At 27.4% G+C, this 17,313-nt stretch carries 23 protein-coding genes and 1 pseudogene; 21 read left to right on the top strand and 3 right to left on the bottom strand.

The annotated features are described in order from the left end of the window. Positions 1–76 precede the first annotated feature (76 nt). The 3 genes from spoIVB to ACQPUY_RS00575 all read left to right on the top strand — a co-directional run bounded on the left by spoIVB (position 77) and on the right by ACQPUY_RS00575 (position 3,445). On the top strand, positions 77–1,264 hold the full coding sequence (spoIVB, locus tag ACQPUY_RS00585; RefSeq protein WP_430838927.1) for a SpoIVB peptidase: 1,188 nt from the start codon (positions 77–79) through the stop codon (positions 1,262–1,264). A 215-nt stretch (positions 1,265–1,479) separates the two neighbouring features. Beyond that, on the top strand, positions 1,480–2,289 hold the full coding sequence (gene spo0A / locus ACQPUY_RS00580; protein ID WP_430838926.1) for a sporulation transcription factor Spo0A: 810 nt from the start codon (positions 1,480–1,482) through the stop codon (positions 2,287–2,289). A 148-nt stretch (positions 2,290–2,437) separates the two neighbouring features. Continuing rightward, positions 2,438–3,445, top strand: coding sequence for a tyrosine-type recombinase/integrase (locus tag ACQPUY_RS00575; RefSeq protein WP_430838924.1), 1,008 nt, complete (start codon positions 2,438–2,440; stop codon positions 3,443–3,445). A gap of 267 nt (positions 3,446–3,712) precedes the next feature. Here the strand turns inward: ACQPUY_RS00575 and ACQPUY_RS00570 are convergent, their stop codons facing one another. After that, the gene (locus ACQPUY_RS00570) at positions 3,713–3,886 is read right to left on the bottom strand and encodes a ribbon-helix-helix domain-containing protein (protein ID WP_430838923.1); all 174 of its coding nucleotides are present in this window, start codon (positions 3,884–3,886) and stop codon (positions 3,713–3,715) included. Positions 3,887–4,056: 170 nt separating this feature from the next. On the opposite strand from ACQPUY_RS00570, the gene ACQPUY_RS00565 reads away from it, so the two are divergent. The 5 genes from ACQPUY_RS00565 to ACQPUY_RS00545 all read left to right on the top strand — a co-directional run bounded on the left by ACQPUY_RS00565 (position 4,057) and on the right by ACQPUY_RS00545 (position 7,535). After that, positions 4,057–4,851: a hypothetical protein gene (locus tag ACQPUY_RS00565; RefSeq protein WP_430838921.1), complete on the top strand. Its 795-nt coding sequence runs from the start codon at positions 4,057–4,059 to the stop codon at positions 4,849–4,851. Positions 4,852–5,050: 199 nt separating this feature from the next. Continuing rightward, positions 5,051–5,293 carry a DUF5348 domain-containing protein gene (locus tag ACQPUY_RS00560; RefSeq protein ID WP_430838920.1) on the top strand — a complete coding sequence of 81 codons (243 nt, stop codon included), beginning with the start codon at positions 5,051–5,053 and terminating at the stop codon, positions 5,291–5,293. Between the two features lie 48 nt (positions 5,294–5,341). Continuing rightward, entirely contained in the window at positions 5,342–5,611 is a 270-nt protein-coding gene (locus ACQPUY_RS00555; protein ID WP_430838919.1) for a hypothetical protein, read from the top strand. 143 nt (positions 5,612–5,754) lie between these two features. Continuing rightward, positions 5,755–6,510: a hypothetical protein gene (locus ACQPUY_RS00550; protein WP_430838918.1), complete on the top strand. Its 756-nt coding sequence runs from the start codon at positions 5,755–5,757 to the stop codon at positions 6,508–6,510. Between the two features lie 71 nt (positions 6,511–6,581). Then, positions 6,582–7,535: a restriction endonuclease gene (locus tag ACQPUY_RS00545; protein WP_430838917.1), complete on the top strand. Its 954-nt coding sequence runs from the start codon at positions 6,582–6,584 to the stop codon at positions 7,533–7,535. Between the two features lie 46 nt (positions 7,536–7,581). Here ACQPUY_RS00545 and ACQPUY_RS00540 read toward each other — a convergent pair whose 3' ends face one another. Both ACQPUY_RS00540 and ACQPUY_RS00535 read right to left on the bottom strand, forming a co-directional pair. Next, positions 7,582–8,196 (bottom strand): hypothetical protein, encoded by a 615-nt coding sequence (locus tag ACQPUY_RS00540; protein WP_430838915.1) that lies wholly within the window; start codon positions 8,194–8,196, stop codon positions 7,582–7,584. 40 nt (positions 8,197–8,236) lie between these two features. After that, complete coding sequence (locus ACQPUY_RS00535) at positions 8,237–8,728, bottom strand: hypothetical protein (protein WP_430838914.1); 492 nt, start codon at positions 8,726–8,728, stop codon at positions 8,237–8,239. Positions 8,729–9,135: 407 nt separating this feature from the next. On the opposite strand from ACQPUY_RS00535, the gene ACQPUY_RS00530 reads away from it, so the two are divergent. The 13 genes and pseudogenes from ACQPUY_RS00530 to ACQPUY_RS00470 all read left to right on the top strand — a co-directional run. Then, positions 9,136–9,585 carry a BRO-N domain-containing protein gene (locus ACQPUY_RS00530; RefSeq protein ID WP_430838913.1) on the top strand — a complete coding sequence of 150 codons (450 nt, stop codon included), beginning with the start codon at positions 9,136–9,138 and terminating at the stop codon, positions 9,583–9,585. Between the two features lie 158 nt (positions 9,586–9,743). Continuing rightward, positions 9,744–9,905 (top strand): hypothetical protein, encoded by a 162-nt coding sequence (locus tag ACQPUY_RS00525; RefSeq protein WP_430838912.1) that lies wholly within the window; start codon positions 9,744–9,746, stop codon positions 9,903–9,905. Between the two features lie 2 nt (positions 9,906–9,907). Beyond that, entirely contained in the window at positions 9,908–10,252 is a 345-nt protein-coding gene (locus tag ACQPUY_RS00520; RefSeq protein WP_430838911.1) for a hypothetical protein, read from the top strand. Positions 10,253–10,440: 188 nt separating this feature from the next. Then, positions 10,441–11,310 carry a hypothetical protein gene (locus ACQPUY_RS00515; RefSeq protein WP_430838910.1) on the top strand — a complete coding sequence of 290 codons (870 nt, stop codon included), beginning with the start codon at positions 10,441–10,443 and terminating at the stop codon, positions 11,308–11,310. A 311-nt stretch (positions 11,311–11,621) separates the two neighbouring features. Beyond that, a complete protein-coding gene (locus ACQPUY_RS00510) occupies positions 11,622–12,578 on the top strand; it encodes a hypothetical protein (protein ID WP_430838908.1) in 957 nt (318 codons plus the stop codon). Positions 12,579–12,750: 172 nt separating this feature from the next. Further along, positions 12,751–12,879, top strand: coding sequence for a ribbon-helix-helix protein, CopG family (locus tag ACQPUY_RS00505; protein WP_430838907.1), 129 nt, complete (start codon positions 12,751–12,753; stop codon positions 12,877–12,879). A gap of 1,059 nt (positions 12,880–13,938) precedes the next feature. Then, positions 13,939–14,136 (top strand): hypothetical protein, encoded by a 198-nt coding sequence (locus tag ACQPUY_RS00500; protein WP_430838906.1) that lies wholly within the window; start codon positions 13,939–13,941, stop codon positions 14,134–14,136. Then, the gene (locus ACQPUY_RS00495; RefSeq protein ID WP_430838905.1) at positions 14,124–14,522 is read left to right on the top strand and encodes a hypothetical protein; all 399 of its coding nucleotides are present in this window, start codon (positions 14,124–14,126) and stop codon (positions 14,520–14,522) included. The genes ACQPUY_RS00500 and ACQPUY_RS00495 overlap by 13 nt, the downstream gene beginning before the upstream one ends. Next, complete coding sequence (locus tag ACQPUY_RS00490; protein ID WP_430838904.1) at positions 14,519–14,866, top strand: hypothetical protein; 348 nt, start codon at positions 14,519–14,521, stop codon at positions 14,864–14,866. Before ACQPUY_RS00495 ends, ACQPUY_RS00490 begins: the two co-directional genes overlap by 4 nt. A 20-nt stretch (positions 14,867–14,886) precedes the next feature. Beyond that, positions 14,887–15,513 (top strand): hypothetical protein, encoded by a 627-nt coding sequence (locus tag ACQPUY_RS00485; RefSeq protein WP_430838903.1) that lies wholly within the window; start codon positions 14,887–14,889, stop codon positions 15,511–15,513. A gap of 24 nt (positions 15,514–15,537) precedes the next feature. Continuing rightward, the gene (locus tag ACQPUY_RS00480) at positions 15,538–16,251 is read left to right on the top strand and encodes an HK97 family phage prohead protease (protein WP_430838901.1); all 714 of its coding nucleotides are present in this window, start codon (positions 15,538–15,540) and stop codon (positions 16,249–16,251) included. A 288-nt stretch (positions 16,252–16,539) separates the two neighbouring features. Further along, positions 16,540–16,983: a hypothetical protein gene (locus ACQPUY_RS00475; protein WP_430838900.1), complete on the top strand. Its 444-nt coding sequence runs from the start codon at positions 16,540–16,542 to the stop codon at positions 16,981–16,983. A gap of 151 nt (positions 16,984–17,134) precedes the next feature. Next, positions 17,135–17,206: pseudogene (locus ACQPUY_RS00470) on the top strand (sporulation initiation factor Spo0A C-terminal domain-containing protein); the annotation flags it as partial. Positions 17,207–17,313: the final 107 nt, after the last annotated feature.

The raw sequence follows: 17,313 nt of genomic DNA, 5'->3' as shown, positions 1-17,313 counted from the left end.
GGTTTTAACAAACTTAATACAGCATATATGAATGTATATGAGGGCAAGTTAAATACAGAACAAAGGAGGAGATAATATGAAAAAAAATAGAAAATTTAAATATTTAGTTATGATAATAACTCCAATGTTGATTCTGAGTTTATTTACATATTTTAACTTGTTTAAAATACCAGAAAAAATATATATAAACGAAGATACAAATAGTGTTAATGTTACAAATAATATATTTATTAAGGATAGCAAAATTATTAAGGATAAACTTGAAGTTAAGCTTTTAGGTTTAATACCGATAAAATCAGTTTCAGTTTCTAAGGTTAAAGATTTAGAAGTATATCCTGGGGGAGTAAATGTTGGAATAAAAATTTCAACAAAAGGAGTATTAGTGGTTGGACACTCGGATATTAATACTATAGAAGGAAAATTAGAAAGTCCTGCAAAGGTTTCAGGAATAGAACTAGGAGATATAATTACAAAGATTAATGGAGAAGATGTAGAAAACTCAAGAGATCTATCTAAGAAAATTAGTAATTTGCATAAAGAAAGTATTACAATAGAATATATGAGAAATGGGGTAGTTAACAACAAAGCAATTGAATTAGAACAAGAAAATAATGAATATAAATTGGGCCTTTGGGTGAGAGATTCTACGGCAGGCATAGGAACATTAACTTTTTATGATAAAAATACAAATATATTTGGAGCATTAGGGCATCCAATAACTGATGGAGATACTAATAGACCTTTTACAATTAAAGAAGGAAATTTACTTAATTCATCAGTTATAAGTATAAGAAGGGGTGAAAAAGGTTCACCAGGTGAATTAAAAGGATTATTTGTAAATGAAAAAGATAGTTTAGGTAATATAGCTAAAAATACTGAAGCTGGAATTTTTGGTAGTGGATGCGATAAGTTAATTAATCCTGTATTTAATGAGCCATTAAAAGTAGGTTTTAGGAGTGAAATAAAAGAAGGCGCTGCTAAAATTATAACTACTATTGATGAAGAAGGACCAAAGGAATATGATATTGAAATAATAAAGCTATTACCACAAGAAGAACCAGGTGCTAAAAGTATGGTTATTAAAGTAGTAGATCAAGAATTATTAGAAAAAACTGGTGGAATAGTTCAAGGAATGAGTGGAAGTCCAATAATTCAAGACAATAAGATAATAGGTGCCGTAACTCATGTACTTATAAACAAACCAGATGTGGGATATGGAATATATATAGAGTGGATGTTAAAAGATGCAGGCATAATTGAATAGATTAAATTTTATCTAGATTAAATTTGAAAAAAATGTAAAAAAACTATTTTATTTAAATAATATGTGTTATAATGATACTAAAGCGATTTTAGTAAATTGTAATTTAATGGAACATCTATAAATAGTATTTATAGATGTTTTATAAAGATAAAAATTTAAAGAACTATAATTTACTCATTTTATGTGGAGTATTTGGGAAGATGGGGGAGAAAAGTATGAATGATTCCAAAATTTCAGTATTAATAGCTGATGATAACAAAGAGTTTTGCAGTATTTTAAATGATTATTTATTGAATCAAAGAGATATTATTGTTACTGCTGTAGCTAAAGATGGAAGGGAAGCTTTAGCTTTAATTGAAGAAAAACAACCGGATTTGGTGGTATTGGATATAATTATGCCACATTTAGATGGATTAGGAGTGCTTGAAAAGCTTAATTCTATGAATTTAGAAAAAATGCCTAGAATTATAGTGCTTTCTGCAGTAGGTCAAGACAAAATAACTCAAAGAGCTATTACTTTAGGTGCAGATTATTATGTTGTTATGCCTTTTGATATGGATGTATTTACAAAAAGAATCAGAGAAATGTTTAATGAAACTACAAGTAATGTAATTAAAAAGCAAACTAATACAGTGATAGAAACAGATGTAAAAGTACAATCTAAGGGTCCTATAGATTTGGAAACAGAAATTACAAACATAATTCATGAAATCGGTGTACCAGCTCATATTAAAGGGTATATGTATTTAAGAGAAGCAATTACTATGGTGGTAAACGATATGGAATTATTATCAGCTGTTACGAAAGAACTATATCCTTCAATAGCGAAAAAATACAATACTACAGCCTCAAGAGTAGAAAGAGCTATAAGACATGCAATTGAAGTTGCTTGGGGAAGAGGACAAGTAGATGCAATAAACAAACTATTTGGTTATACTATTCATAATGAAAAAGGTAAGCCAACAAATAGTGAATTTATAGCAATCATTGCAGATAAGCTAAGACTTAAGAATAAAGTAAGTTAGAACGAGTAATAAAGCCAAAGTTGAAAAATCCTATACCAACCAACACTAATAATGAGGGTATGAAAATAGGTTTTTCAAACCAATAAATATACAACATATATCACTTCTAATTCATAGGTTGGCAATTTATGATTAGGAGTGATTTTTTGTGCCCAAAATTATTAAAACAAAAACTATTAATAGTATAATTGTAGAATATTTGGAGTATTGCAATTATAAAAATTTAAGATTAAAAACTATAAAATCATATCATCAAACTTTGATGCTTTTTGCAAAATATTTAGAAGAAGAATTGGAAATAACTGATATAAAGAAAGTTAATAAAAAGATTGTAGAAGACTATTTAGCTTTTACCAAAGATAGAGGTAAATATAGTTTTGCATCTAGTGAAGCTGGAATAGAAAAAGCAAACATAGATAAAAGGCATGATGTAGGTAAAGAAATTTCTGATGTTACTATCAATGGATATCTAAGAAATATTAAAGCTTTTTTTACATATGCAGAAGAAAATAACTTAGTAAAAAAAACAAATATTCATTCTATAAAATCTTTAAAAGTAACAAGAAGACCAAAAGAACAGTTAACAGATGAAGAATATAAAAAGCTTATTAAAGTTTTAGATTTATCAAAGTTCCACGAATTTAGGGATTTTACAATTATCAATTTAATTTTTGATACTGGAATGAGATTAGGTGAAACTTTAGAGTTGAAGCTTGAAAACATAGATTTGTTTAGATGTACCATATTTCTTGATGGAGATATAACAAAAGGAAGAAAAGATAGAGTAGTTTTCTTTAGTTATGAAATGCAGAAGCTATTACAAAGATGGATTAAGTTTAAAGATGTAATACAAGAAAGTGATTTATTATTTCCAACTCAAAGAACTAATAGAAAGATTGAACAAGGAAATTTTGAAAGAAATTTTAGAGGCTATTTGTCTAGAGCAAAGATAGATAAAAATATAACTCCACATGGATTAAGAAATAACTTTAGTAGAAGATTTTTACTTAATGGAGGTTCTATTTTTATTTTATCCAAAATATTAGGTCATAGTAGTGTATCGGTAACGGAAAAGGCTTATTTAGACTTGAAAGATGAAGATTTAAGAAAGAAATACATGAATTACTCCCCATTAGAAACAATGAGAAATAAGTAGTAAATCAAACTTTTAATTCTCAAAAATCTAAATTAAAAAAATATATATTATAGAAAAGGTTACTTTTAAAAGTGACCTTTATTTTTTATGGAATTATCAAAAATTACTTAGAAGTTCCACAGTGAAACTTCTAGAAATTCCACTATAGGAATTTGATATATATTACTTTACATATATTACTTTTATTAATATTAGTATTATTAGCTAATAGGAGCAGAAGCTCTATTGGCTGAATTTAAATAAAAAGTGAGTAAGTTAGTTTCTAACCTACTCACTATATTTTTTAGATAACATTTCTAATGCTTCATCATAAAGTTTTGATTTAGGAATTTTAGTTGCTTTATGAATTTCTTCTAATCGTTCTACAAGTTTTGTATCTATCGAAGTTGATACTCTAGTTCTATTTACAAGTTCTCTTTGTCTACTATTTTTATTCTCCATTAAAATACCTCCAAGTATTGAATTATCTATATATAGTATAACATAAACTTAATACAACTTAAAGAAATTTAAAAGAACTTTGTTTAAGGTAGTTGCATTAAGTTTAAAGCTATGGTAATATGTTTATAGAAACTTAATGCAACTTAATTCAATGAAAGGAGGTAGTGGTTATGATTAAAGACTTATTAGCAAGTATGAATGATATCTATTCTGATTCAAATCTAAACTTAAAAGAAAAATCAATTCTTATGTATCTAATAAAACAATTCAATATAAAAGATAACTATGCATATCCCAAATATGAAGATATCATGTCTGCAACTGGAATCGGAAGAAGAGCTAATATTGCTGATACAATTAAGTCTTTAGTTGTTAAAGGCTACATTACAGTTAAGAAAACTATAGGTAATAAATCACATTACTTTATAGAAAGATATCTACATTTTGTAGGAGAAAAGGCTCAAGAAGTTGATTCTAATAAAAAACAAAATTCAACTAAAGCTCCAACAGAAGAAACGCCAGTTGTAGAAGAAGTTGAAAATGAAGATGATACTATAAAGCCAATTATAGTAAGTGATTGTAAAGAATCAGGATTACAAATGACAATAAATGATATTAAAGATAATGAAGTTGAGATTTCAGAATATTCAATAGAACATCAACAAAAAATTGGATTGGTTTTAAAGCAAGGTATTAAATTAAGTCAAAAGCAAGAGTTTTTAATTGGTGATATGGATTTGGAAGCACTTAGAAAGGCAATACACCAGTTTAAAAAGAAGAAAGGGAAATACTTTAGTTTGTTACTAAGTCTTTATATAGACCAAGCTGAGGAAGCTGGAGTATATGTTAGTAGAGATATTGAAAAGTATTTAAAAGGTAGTTACATAAGATTAACTCCTGAAGAAAGGGAAACTCAAGAAGCACTAAGAGAGTTAGAGCTATATGGAGTTCCATATGGAGCTTAAAATAAAAAAAGCACTCCAAAAGGTAGGAGCACTCTTAACTAACCATTAAGAATTATACTACCTTGTGAGTTTAAAATCAAGGAGGAAAAAATGAGTATATATGTATTAGAAGAGTTTATAAAAGTATGTAAAGCGTTGGACATAGAGCCAACTTGGGATAGATTACACAAATGGAAAAAGGAAATGTGGAGAGATTAAAATGATAAAAGGTAGATTATTCACAAATGACCAAGGAAGATACCAAATTAAAGGTACAAGCTATTATTTCACAAGTGGTGATACTATAGAGCTTTTGGATGAAGATACTCTAGAATGGCTACGAGGAACAATAGAGCACCATTATGACTATGGATATTATGCAATAGTAACTGTAAAAGGCTGGTGTGGGATTGAACAAGAAGAAGAAATTTATAACTTAGATAATTGGATAGCTAGAGTTTAGCTGGAGAGAGCAACAAATATTAAAATTAAGATACAAAGGAGAATAAAAATGAATTTAGAAGAATTTTTAGATAAGAGATTAACAAGGGAACAATTAGAGCTATTAAATGCTAATAGTAAAATTGAGAGAATAGAAGAAGGTAAAGTGGATAAGAAACTGACAATAACATTACCAAATGAGCTTGTTGGTATGATTAATAGTAATACTGAATGTAAAAAGATATTAAGAAGTAATGTTATTAAATTTGTTAGGGATTTAAAGAAGGAGTTAGAGTTTGAAAGAGATATAATAAGTATAGATACAATACGTTACATATAGTAGTTTAGAAGTTGGATTTATTTCAGCTTCTTTTTTGGATAGATAAAAGATGAATTTTATTTAAATAATTTTTAAGTAGTACCCCCTTTTTTGTTTAAAAATGTGATATAATTCAATAAAATGTAAAATTAAGGAGGTAGAGTATGGTTGAAAATCTTTTAAATAATCCATTAATGGCGTTAACACTTGCAATTAACGGAGTAATTATATTTATAGAATTAATAAGGCTTATTATTGTTGGAATAGAGTTAATAGTATTAAAAATAAACGTAAAGTCAAATAAGTTTAAGAAATTAGTAGGAAATAATATAATAAAGATGATAGAAAAAATATATAAAAGAAATAAGATTTTTTCTAAGGTAAGATTAGTATTAATGGTTATGAGTACTATTGTTATTTTTATTATATCAATTAATCTTGTTTATGATGCTATACATATTTTAAGTATATTGCTGTTAAGTATTTTTAATAGTGATGCTAAAATATCAGCGTATATTAGTTTAACATTAACGTTATGTATTATGGCATATTTACCGCAGAAAAGTGGACTACTTATCTTTAAAATAGTGGATGGTATTTTTTCTAAAGTTTTTAAAAGAACTAGAGTCAATGAGTTCGAAAAAATAATGACTTTCCATAACAATGTAATAATTACACTAAGTCCTAAATTATGGATATATCTTATATCGATATTTATAACAGTATTAAACTCGTTAGAAAAAATAACGAATACTCAATTAGTATCTATACCAATATGGGTAGATATAAGACTAGTTGTTGTAGAATCGGTATTAACAATGATAGTAATAGATAGATTTTTAAAAATGTTAATAAGTGAATATAAAAATATAATAAAAAACAAAGAAAATTTAATCAATAGCTATGAGAAGATTAAATAGTAATTATTATATTGAAATGAAAGTATGAATTTATTTAATAATAAAAAATAGATAAATGGAGATTGTTACAAATGGAGATTTTAGAGTGGTGCTATACGGATAACTATAAAAATCTTGATGAATGGTTTTTCTTAGCAAAAAGAAATGAGGAAGTATATCCAAGGTTTAGGATTCCATACCATGAATGGTTAGATGAATATATTAAAAATATAGAAGGTAAAAATGAAAGTGATGTTTTAGAATTGCTCAGGCATTTATTAACACCTTTTACTAGGGGATTAGATATGTCGGATTATAAGTATGCAAAGATTTGCTATGAAAATATTAAAGAAAACAATACTATAATGAATGATGATGTTGTTGAGCATAGTATGGCAAGAAGCTTTGAAAAAATTGAAAAGTATAGAAGGCTAGATGAGGGGCAAGATGCTTGGGAAGGTCTAACATGGATATTGCAATTATTACCATATAATCCATATAAGGCGATAAAAGCGTTAGGTACGTATTTATCTTCAGAGGTAGCATATATGCCTGATGATAGAATAATAGGAATAAATCAATGTATATCGATAATAGAAGCAAAGTTTATATATTGTAATGATGGATTAGAGAAGTATATACTAAATTTAACCCCAAGAGAGTTTGAATTATTAATAGCAAGTTTGTATGAGCATTTAGGATATGAAGTACAAGTAACACCAGCTACTAGAGATGGTGGAAAGGATATTATTGCAAGGATAAAAAGGGAAGATGGGGATGAAGTAGTTTATGTGGAATGTAAACTATATAAAACCACTGAATTGGATGTTACGATTATAAGGGCACTTTTTGGAGTAATTAGCTATGACCATGTTAATCGTGGAGTTATTTTTTGTACTGGATATGTAAGCGAAAAATTAAAAAAAGAAAATCCGCGTATTCAAATATGGACAATTGAAGAAATGATAACGCTTTTGAATGCACATCTCGGAAGTGATTGGTTTAAGAGAATGCATTTACTAATTAATAATCAAAGATATAAATAAAATATCGAATTTATATAAGGAAGCTCTAATAAAGAGCTTCCTTTTTTTAATCTAATTCATTTTCAGATATAGAGTATTCTTTCCAATCTTTAAAACTTAAGAATACTATTCTTTTACCATTTTTTTGTCTTTGATATTTAGCTTGTTTTTTAGTAGGTTTATCTAGATAAGCCATTCCTTTAGTTCCATCATTAGCTACTGCATAGTATATTCCATTAACACTTTGTATCCATTTTAAAACTTCTTCAAAAGACATATTTTTAAAGAAAGAACTATCTTGCATACTAAGTTGAAATTTGCATTCATTCCATACATAGTTTTTTATTGAAAATGCAAAGTTTAATTCATCTTCATTGTATGTTGTAATTATGGATTCGATAGAGTTAACTAAGTCATTATTAAGTGTATACTGGTAGAAAATATGGTTTAATAATTTAATTTTAAGTTCTTTATTACCAACATTAAAATAGTCTTTGATACTTTTTCTAGCAGTACGAATATCATGGTATCCATTATTTTTAAATATGTAAAATTCCATTAAATCTTTTTGAGAAAATTCTACACAATCGATTATGTTGCCATTATCATCATATTCTTCAAGTTTTAATTTACGGTTGTAAGTAATATCATTATCTTTAAAGTTATTATCAATACGAAACATTAAGCATTTACCTCCCACATATGAAAAAGATACACATATTTTAAATAATTTCCTTTATTTCTACACCTATTTCTTTACAAAGTAATTCATTCATATAACTTTCATTATTTTTAAACATATGAACAAGCATTTCATTTGGAAATGTTACAGTTTTAGGTATTAAATATCCATCTTCGTTTTTTTCATCTTCATATTCAAAAATTGACATATATAATTTATACCAATCATCATTTCCTTTGAATAAATTTTTTACATTATCATTAAAAAATTCATCAATTTCTTCTTGTGAATATCTTGAGTATCCATATCCGTTATATATATGTTCTTCATAATTATCTTCAAATAAACTTTCTGCATACGACATATTTACGCAGGGAGAATATACATCTTCTAAAAAAAATTCATTTTTAATACCTATATTAGCAATATATTTTTCAATGGCACTTTCCTTATTATCAGCTAAAACAATTGCTACCTCAGCTTCTCTTAATTCTAAATCATCTATACCTATTAGATATTTTTTTAAACTCATTTTTATATCCCCTTTTATTAGATTTTTTACTTTTAAATAGTAGCATTTATTGATGTAAAATTCAATAAAAATAACTATTTAAAGTAATTTTTATAAATCTATAATAAGTTAGTATTTACTAGGTAATGACTAAGTAAATACTTGGTTAATACTTAGAGAATTTAAAATAAATAATGGGAATAAAATCAGGAGTTTATTTATTGAGAGGTTTAGATTAATTGGAGCATCTTTTTTGTGTAATAAAAAAAGAATTTGATATAGTTAAGTGATGAAAAGCAAAAAAGCTAGTGCTCGAACACTAACTTTTTTAAAACCCTTATCTAAAATGTAGTCACAAATCTTTACACTTGCTTCCTTACTTTTATAATATCATTTAGTATTAACAATTACAATATGTAAGATGAAATTTGATTTTTATTGAAGCTCCAATTACTAATATTAAAAACAATGAACTAGCTATTATAGACCAAAGAGAGTTATTAGGTAAAAATTTTAGAATTTATGGAACAAAAGAAAATCCACTATTCTTAGCTAAAGATGTGGCTGAATGGATTGAGCATAGTAATCCAAGTAAGATGCTTAATACAGTAGATGAAGATGAAAAAGTAACTATGGTATGTGATGTAACTAATAGTTATAGCACATCCAAATCAAGAAATACTCAACAGATGCTGTTCTTAACAGAAGATGGACTTTATGAAGTGCTAATGCAAAGCAGAAAACCAATAGCAAAAGCTTTTAAGAAAGAAGTTAAAGAAATATTAAAGCAGATAAGAAAAACAGGTGGTTATATTCCAGCAAGAGATAAAGATGAAAAGCTGAAGGCGATAATATCGCACTCAGGTCAAAATAGATAAAAGTAGTAAGGAGCATATGTTTGTATGCTTCTTTTTTTATCTTTAAATAACAGAGCAAAAATATTTTTAGTAAAAAAATAAAATAATTTTACGTTTTTTACTGTACGTTACGGATAATAGCTCGTTGGAATAATTAATAAAGAAAAGGAGAATGAATTATGGCAAAACAAGTTAAAGCAATTAATATTAGGATGAGTGAGGAACTGAATAAGAGAGTAGAAGATTTTTGCTGGGACAATCGTGTTCGAGTAAGTTCGTGGATAAGAGAAATTATAGAAGGAAAATTAAATGAATTAGAAACTAATGGAGGTACAAAATAATTATGATTAATAATGTGAAATTTGGAAGTTGTGAAGGATTTATAAAACCGTTTGGAGGAATAGAAAAAAGAGGGTCTAAACCAGAAAATAACATTATAAAAGTTAAAAATGATATGAGAAGAATTTTAAAGGCTTTATTAGATTTAGGTTTTGAAATTTCAATTTATCAAAATGAAGAGTGTACAATACTTAATTGTAATAAAGCTGATATTAGAATATTTATTACAAAAGGAAATAATTACTATTCTAGATATGAAATAAATATTATATATGATGATGAAAAAGATTCAGTTATATATTTTAGTTCTCAAAGCAGTGTACTAAATTATCTTAGAAATAACTCTTAGAAAATTATGATAACTAATGCTGGAGCAAATAAGACAATCTCCAGCAAACTCATTAAAAGTTGATATAAGAACTAAATTGCTAATGCTTGTATGAGTTTTTACCTTAGGAAAGTAATTGCTTAATGAAGGATGAATTAAGGAGTAGAGAAGGTGATAAAAATATGATAAACAAAGGAGTAGATTAAATTATGAGTAATTTTAATTTTGGTAATGATTTTAATTTCAATGGAGGAATGTTTGGAGATATCAGACAAAAAGGAATCATCAGAGATACATTTGATGAGAATGGAGAGCCTATTGTATATGATATATATGGGAATCCAGTAAGGGAAGAAGCTCCAGCTACAGTTGGACAAGTTGAGGAAGTTAAAGAGCAATTTCAAGAAAATAAAGTTGAAATTATAGCTCCTAAAGCCACTAAAAAGAAAGAAGATTGGAGTATTAATATGCCAACTAGCAATGAAACACTTATTAATAGAAAAGAGTTTAATTATGAGGTATTGATTAGCTTGTTATTAGAAAGTAAATGGAATGCTGATATGAAAGAAACACATCGTTATATTTATAAAAACAATATAAATTTTACGGAGTTATCAAAAAAAGCTGGTGTATCAGTTAATACCTTTAAGAAAGCTTTTAATAATCTTATCAAGTTAGGATTTATAATTGATACTACTTTTAATGATGAAAGAGTTTATAAAATTCCACAAAAATATATAGGTGGAAATCTATTGTTTGATGTGAAGTTTTTAGATGACCTTTTAAAGTTGCTTCATAAGAATTTAATAAGAATCTATATTCAGTATTATAAGTATTGCTATAAAAATAATAATACTGGTATTTATAAAATGCCACAAGCTAAAACACTTGAAGCAGTTGGACTAAGTGTTAATGGCAAAAATAAGGATTACTTAAAAAAAGTAAATAGGTTACTTGAAAAAGTTGGGTTAATCGAAATAATTGAGATTAAACACCACAGTGGAACACCTCAAGAAATTAGATGTCCACACTATAAAGAAAGTGCCTTTTATAAAGAGATACTTAATAAAAAAGAGTAAACTATCAAAAAGTAGATACACTTCAATAGGCTATCAAAAAGTAGATATACTTTATATATTATTCATCAAAAAGTAGATATACTTAATTATATTAATCATCAAAAAGTAGATAACATAATAATAGATAAATTAATAATAGATAAAAATCATAATAGATAACTCTCAGCGAATTTCTAACGAAATTCTACTGAGGGGAGTCTATTAGATTCTAATGAAAAACTTATTGTAAATGAAAAGTAAAGGAGGGGAAGTTCACTGGATGCAGTATTAAGTTGCATCAAATATATACAATAAGGGAGATACAAAAGATTATGGACATTACAGAAGTAGAATTAAAAAAGGAAATTGCAAGTGCAAAAGCTAGAAGCAAGTATTTAGAAAGCATTCTAGAAACTAATGAAATTAAGGATTCTTATACTAATGCTAATGATAGGAATTTCAATAAGCTTAGTGAGGATAATTACAACAATAGAAGGATTGAAACTTATAGTAATTGGTTGCTTAAAGGTTCAATGGATAAAGAGAAACAGTATTCTTATACTACGCTTACTGACAAGCAATATAATGATGCTGAGAAGCCTAAGAGATTCATTGCTAAAGGGGAAGGGAATACAGAAGAGCAGAAAGAAGCTCAAGAGAATAAGTTAAAGACTAATGGTATTCAATATAAATCAAATGCTATTACAATTACACCAGCACTATTAAAGGAACAATCAAATCTTGGGGGAATTTTAAGGGGGTATCAACCATTAAGGGAATTCCTAGGTCAAGAGTTTCAGAAGATAAAGAAAGGAGAACATACAAGGGAAATTATTATTAAAAAGAAAAAGGATGGAGAACTTATAAGAACACCATTAAGCTTTAAAATAATAAGGGAGCATCTAGGAGAAGTTAACGCTGATATGAAGTTAAGCATAACAAAGTTAAAAGGTTTGGAATGTGAAAGACCAACTCCAACCAAAGTATATGAAAATAAGTTGGATATTATTAATTATAGTAATTGGATGCACATTAAGAAGTTATTAGGACATTTATGGTTAGGAGAAACACTTTTGAATTTAGATGATATAATCCTTGTTGCAGATTTACAAAGGGCACTTAAAGAATTGAATCTTAGTGCATTAGATAGTAGTATCATTACAAAGTACAATGAGGGTTGGACAATCCAAGAGATAGGCGAAGAAGTTGGATTGCATCATTCAAATGTTAGTAGAAGAATAGATAAGGTGTGCAAATTAATATCCGAATATTTAATAAAAGTAATTTAAAAATATTCGTAAATATCGCACAAAAAGAGTCATAAATCATATAGTATTTGAGGGGGTATATAAATAATATATATCACCTTTAGGAACGACCGAAAACCGAAAAACAAAAGATAAAGGCTCTAGTTCATAATGCTAGAGCTCTAGTTATTAAAAAGAAAGGAGCAATTAAGACTTGAAATATTCTATGTTATTGAACCTAGATGAAGAGTTGAAACAGAAGTTAGAACAGATAGCTAAAAAATTGCATACTAGCAGAAGTCAGGCAATAAGATATTTAATACTAAACTGTGATAAAGATTGATGTTTACTCAAAGCTTACATTTCATAATAAAAACCACTAAGGTAAAACCATAGTATTCTAAATTTCATGTAAGTTTTGAGTAGCTATCATTTATCATTCATTTCAATAGTGGTAGCTATTGATTCTAAACATTCCATAACTAGCATAAAAATAAAATCTCCTACTAGGAAGTAAAAGTATCTCTCTACTATACTAGTTCTTTAAGCTAGAGTATCATATAGGAACGGTGATATTCTAGCTTTAAAGATTGTATTTAAGTGCATACGTTTAGATGTGTGTAGATAAATGCAATCTCTCAAAGGGGATTGTAAATATAATAAGTAGAGTTTTTATCTTTGTATAAATTCAAAGCTTATTAAATTCTTTTATTTGTTTTATTATAAATAGTATAGGTAATAGTCAAAGGAAGTTACATTGATAAAGAATGTAAGGACAGCTAGGCTATTACCTATACTAAATTAAATACCAGTAACAACAACCTCATTTAACAACTTAAGAATAACTATGCAATAAGAATATATTATAAGTTGATTAAATAATAATGTGTTAGTAAGTCACAATAGAATATGGGGGAGTTATAGAGTATTAAAAAGTAGATTGATATATATCTATGAGATATTGAAATGAGTTGAATAAAGTAAGTGTATGATGAATTGATACATTAGATGATATGTAGATAAGTAAGTATTGAATGTGATTAGATAATATTAAATATGATTATAAATAATGTTTGATGATGTGAGGAAAGAAAAAAATAAAAGTAAGAAGCTAAATTCTATTGGAATGATTAACAATGGCATAAATGACCTTCTTTTTTTTATTTAGTGTGCTATAGAGTTCAGCCCCTCCCTTTTGTGAAATATTTTAAAAAATCACCAACTTTTTAATTAGCACATGAAATACAAATAAAAAAATAAAACGTAACACAAAAAAAGCCTTGTAAGCTAGTTAATTCAATAGCTCAAAGGCTTTTTTTATTTATGAGATTATCTTAGCATGATGATAAAAAATTTGTCAAGCATAGATTCAAGATTAATTTTGAGGAAAGGAGAGAAAGTTTTGAGAAACAATAAGAGTAAGAGTACAACAATTTCAATAAGATTCACAGAAGAAGAAAAAGAAATGCTTAATCATGCTTCTTTTAAGAAGTGTATATCAATAGCAGATATAATCAGAGAAAGTCTTAAACTGTATTTTAACAATCCTTCGGCTTTTGAAACCAGCACAGAAAAGAGGTCAAGAGTATGGAAGATATGATTTTCAATAATAATCTTAATGTAACAAAAGAGGAACAGTTACAGAACTTCTTTAATGCTTTTGATTCAGATAGGGTTGAACAATTGATAGAACAAGTTTATGGACATAAACAAAAAGCAATAGCTAGAGCTATTCTTAATGATTATCCAAACCTAGTAAACACTGATTTATTTTCATTAAAGATATTGGTTGAGCTACTGGATGATGCTGACTATTTAAACACTCAATGCAGAGAGTGCAAAAAAGAAGGAAACTTGATGCTATTCAATAAGTTATTGAAGAGTAAGCTGGATGTATATTCAAAAATAAATACTATATTGGTTGAGTTTGGAATGACTCCTAAGAGTAGGAAATCAATTTTAGTATTAGATATGGAGGAACAATGATAAAAAAAGTTAAGACAAAAAAGAAAAGAAATTCTATTATGAATGATGAATTTATGCAGTGGTTTATCAAAGCTAGATTTAAAGCAATGAAGCCTAAACTACCACATGAGTATATTTTTACTGGTAAGCTATATCAGATTATATTGAATTACGAGAAATGGCATAAAGAAAAGTATGGTAAGAGTATAAGGGAATATCTTATGCAAGATTACCTCCAGTATATAAAGGAAGAATATAGAGAAAAAGAGATACTGGAGCTTATGAAGTTGGAAAATTATACAGATGAAGAACTATTAGAGTATGCAAGAGCAGAAAAAATTAAAAGATTAAAAGAAAATAACTAGAAAAAGGAGAATTTAATTTTATGGTAAGAAGCAAAAGTATAACAAATAAAGGTATAAACGCAAAGAGAATACAAATGATTGAAAATTATGATTTATCATTAGGTATGCTCGTGAATCCAAACATTAAACAACAATTAGTTCTAAATCCTATTGGTGTTTCAGTGGCATTAACAACTCTAAAACAACTTAATGAAGAGTTAAACAATTATGAGATAAAATTGGATGAAATTGATTGTAATAAAATTTTTGATGATATAGAATCTTTGACTGAAACAGAAGTATTTATTAGAAGCATTAATAGTCATTTAAGCTACAGAAGTGACTATAATAAGATTTTACAAACTAAAGAGTTAGATAAGGATTTTCCAAGAGAACAAAGGCAGAAACTTGCTGATGACTTAGAGGAAGAAATAAAAAAAGAGTACAGAAAAATTACGACTGTGGGAAGAATAAATAAGACACTAAGACATGCTTCTGAGGAGAAAGTTAAGGAGTTAGGTGTGCAACTTAGAGATATTTTAAGCACCTTGGAAGTACCAACTGAGGAACATATAAATAATATGTTATATCTAATGGCTACATCAAAAATAGCTGAAATCAAGAGTAGAATAGAAGAAAAGATAATTTATCTTGATAATTTATCTTGAGGATGTTATGGAGGATATAGCATAATGTTAGAAACTAGAATTTTAGAGAACGAAACAAGAAGCATTAGTGTTACAAATGCAGAGATAAGAGTTGGGACGAATCACATTTATATTGGGGGCTCATTGCCTCTTAGAAGCCTTTCAACTCCAATTACTGATAGAAAGACTGGCAAAAAATTTAGGGAGAAAATCTCACCACTAGCGTTTAAATTAGCATTACTAAGTAATAAGGCTCATAGTTATAAAACAAAACTCCTGAAAAATCATTCATATTCCCATGAATTTGAATATGAAGAGTTAGAATTTGAAGAGATTAATAACGAATTAAGATTTTTATTCACATTGCCAAAAAGTGAAAGAAACTTAGAGCTTTTAAAAGATGTACCAAAGAGTAATGCAAGTTTTTCATTTGGGTTTGTAGTTGGTTTAGAAAGGAAGCAAATTTCAAGGGAATCAGGTATCTCATATATAAGGATTATTGATTCCTTTAAAGAGCTTCGTGAAATAAGTGTGCTCGATAAATTTACGCTACCAGCATACGAAAAGGCAAAAGGATTTTCAGCTGGGAGTTATGCAAGTGCAGAAAAGAAAGCAGAAAAGTTTATTATCAAAAAGAATCGAGAATCTTTGTGTGAGCAATATGATAAAAAGCTTGAAGAGATGAAACAATATATTTACAAGCAAAAGAAAAACGCACTATTTGGATTTGGTGCAAATGTGAAAATACCAATGAATTAAATTAATCGGGATGCAGTAGTTAGCTTAATATTAGTTAGCTATTGCATCCCGATTTTTTTTGCTTTTTGTAGCAGAAATAAATTTTAAAAATAATTCTTAACTATACATAGTAGTTTTTAAGGATTATAGAAATTTTAAAATTAACAGAGAGCCTTCAAACCAAGTATTTACCTAGTGTTCACCTAATTAAAATTTGGATTTTATTGATTATTTGAATTTTTGTTTTACGGGTAAGAAGGTACAAATACGGATAATAGTAAAAGAAATTTTTTAGGAGGAACTAGGTTTATGAATATTAAGAATAAACATGGCTTAGCTAAAAAGACTAAGTTATATGGAAGATGGGTTATGATGAAACAACGTTGTTACAACCCTAATAATAAAGATTATTATAATTATGGTGCTAGAGGTATAAAAGTATGTGATGAGTGGAGAAATAGCTACTTGAATTTTCACAACTGGGCATATGATAATGGGTATAATGATATGCTCAGTATTGATAGGATTGACGTAAATGGCAACTATGAACCTGATAATTGTAGATGGGTAGATAAGAATATACAAGCAAACAACAAGGCTTGTACTATTTATATAGATTATGAAGGTAAGATTGTTACATTAACCGAATTGAGTCATATTACTGGTATAAAAAGAGAAACATTAGAAATGAGATATATTAGAGGAGATAGAGGCGAAAGACTTTATAGACCAGTTAGAAAAAGAGCTGGATAAGTATCGCAAGTATTGACAAAATGTAAATAAAAGTATACTATTACACCAATAAATATTTTTTGTCTAAACCTATCAATTTAGAAGAAAATATATGTTGTAATATTTTAACAAATGGCTTAAACACTAGCTTTGAATGATGTTTACTTATACAGGTAAGCCTACAAATAGTGAATTTATAGCAATTATAGCTGACAAGCTAAGACTTAAGAATAAAGTGTCTTAAAGCTAGTAATAGCAATGGCTTAAGAAATTCAAATATGGATAAATTATAAAACTTGCTATGGATTTTTGAAAACAGTGTCTATATATAATTAAATATTATGATAAGAA

The sequence above is a fragment of the Clostridium nigeriense genome (genome assembly GCF_050585245.1).
GTDB lineage: Bacteria > Bacillota > Clostridia > Clostridiales > Clostridiaceae > Clostridium > Clostridium nigeriense_A.
The sequence above is the reverse complement of the archived record's forward strand: the minus strand, read 5'-3'. Positions and strand labels throughout refer to the sequence as shown.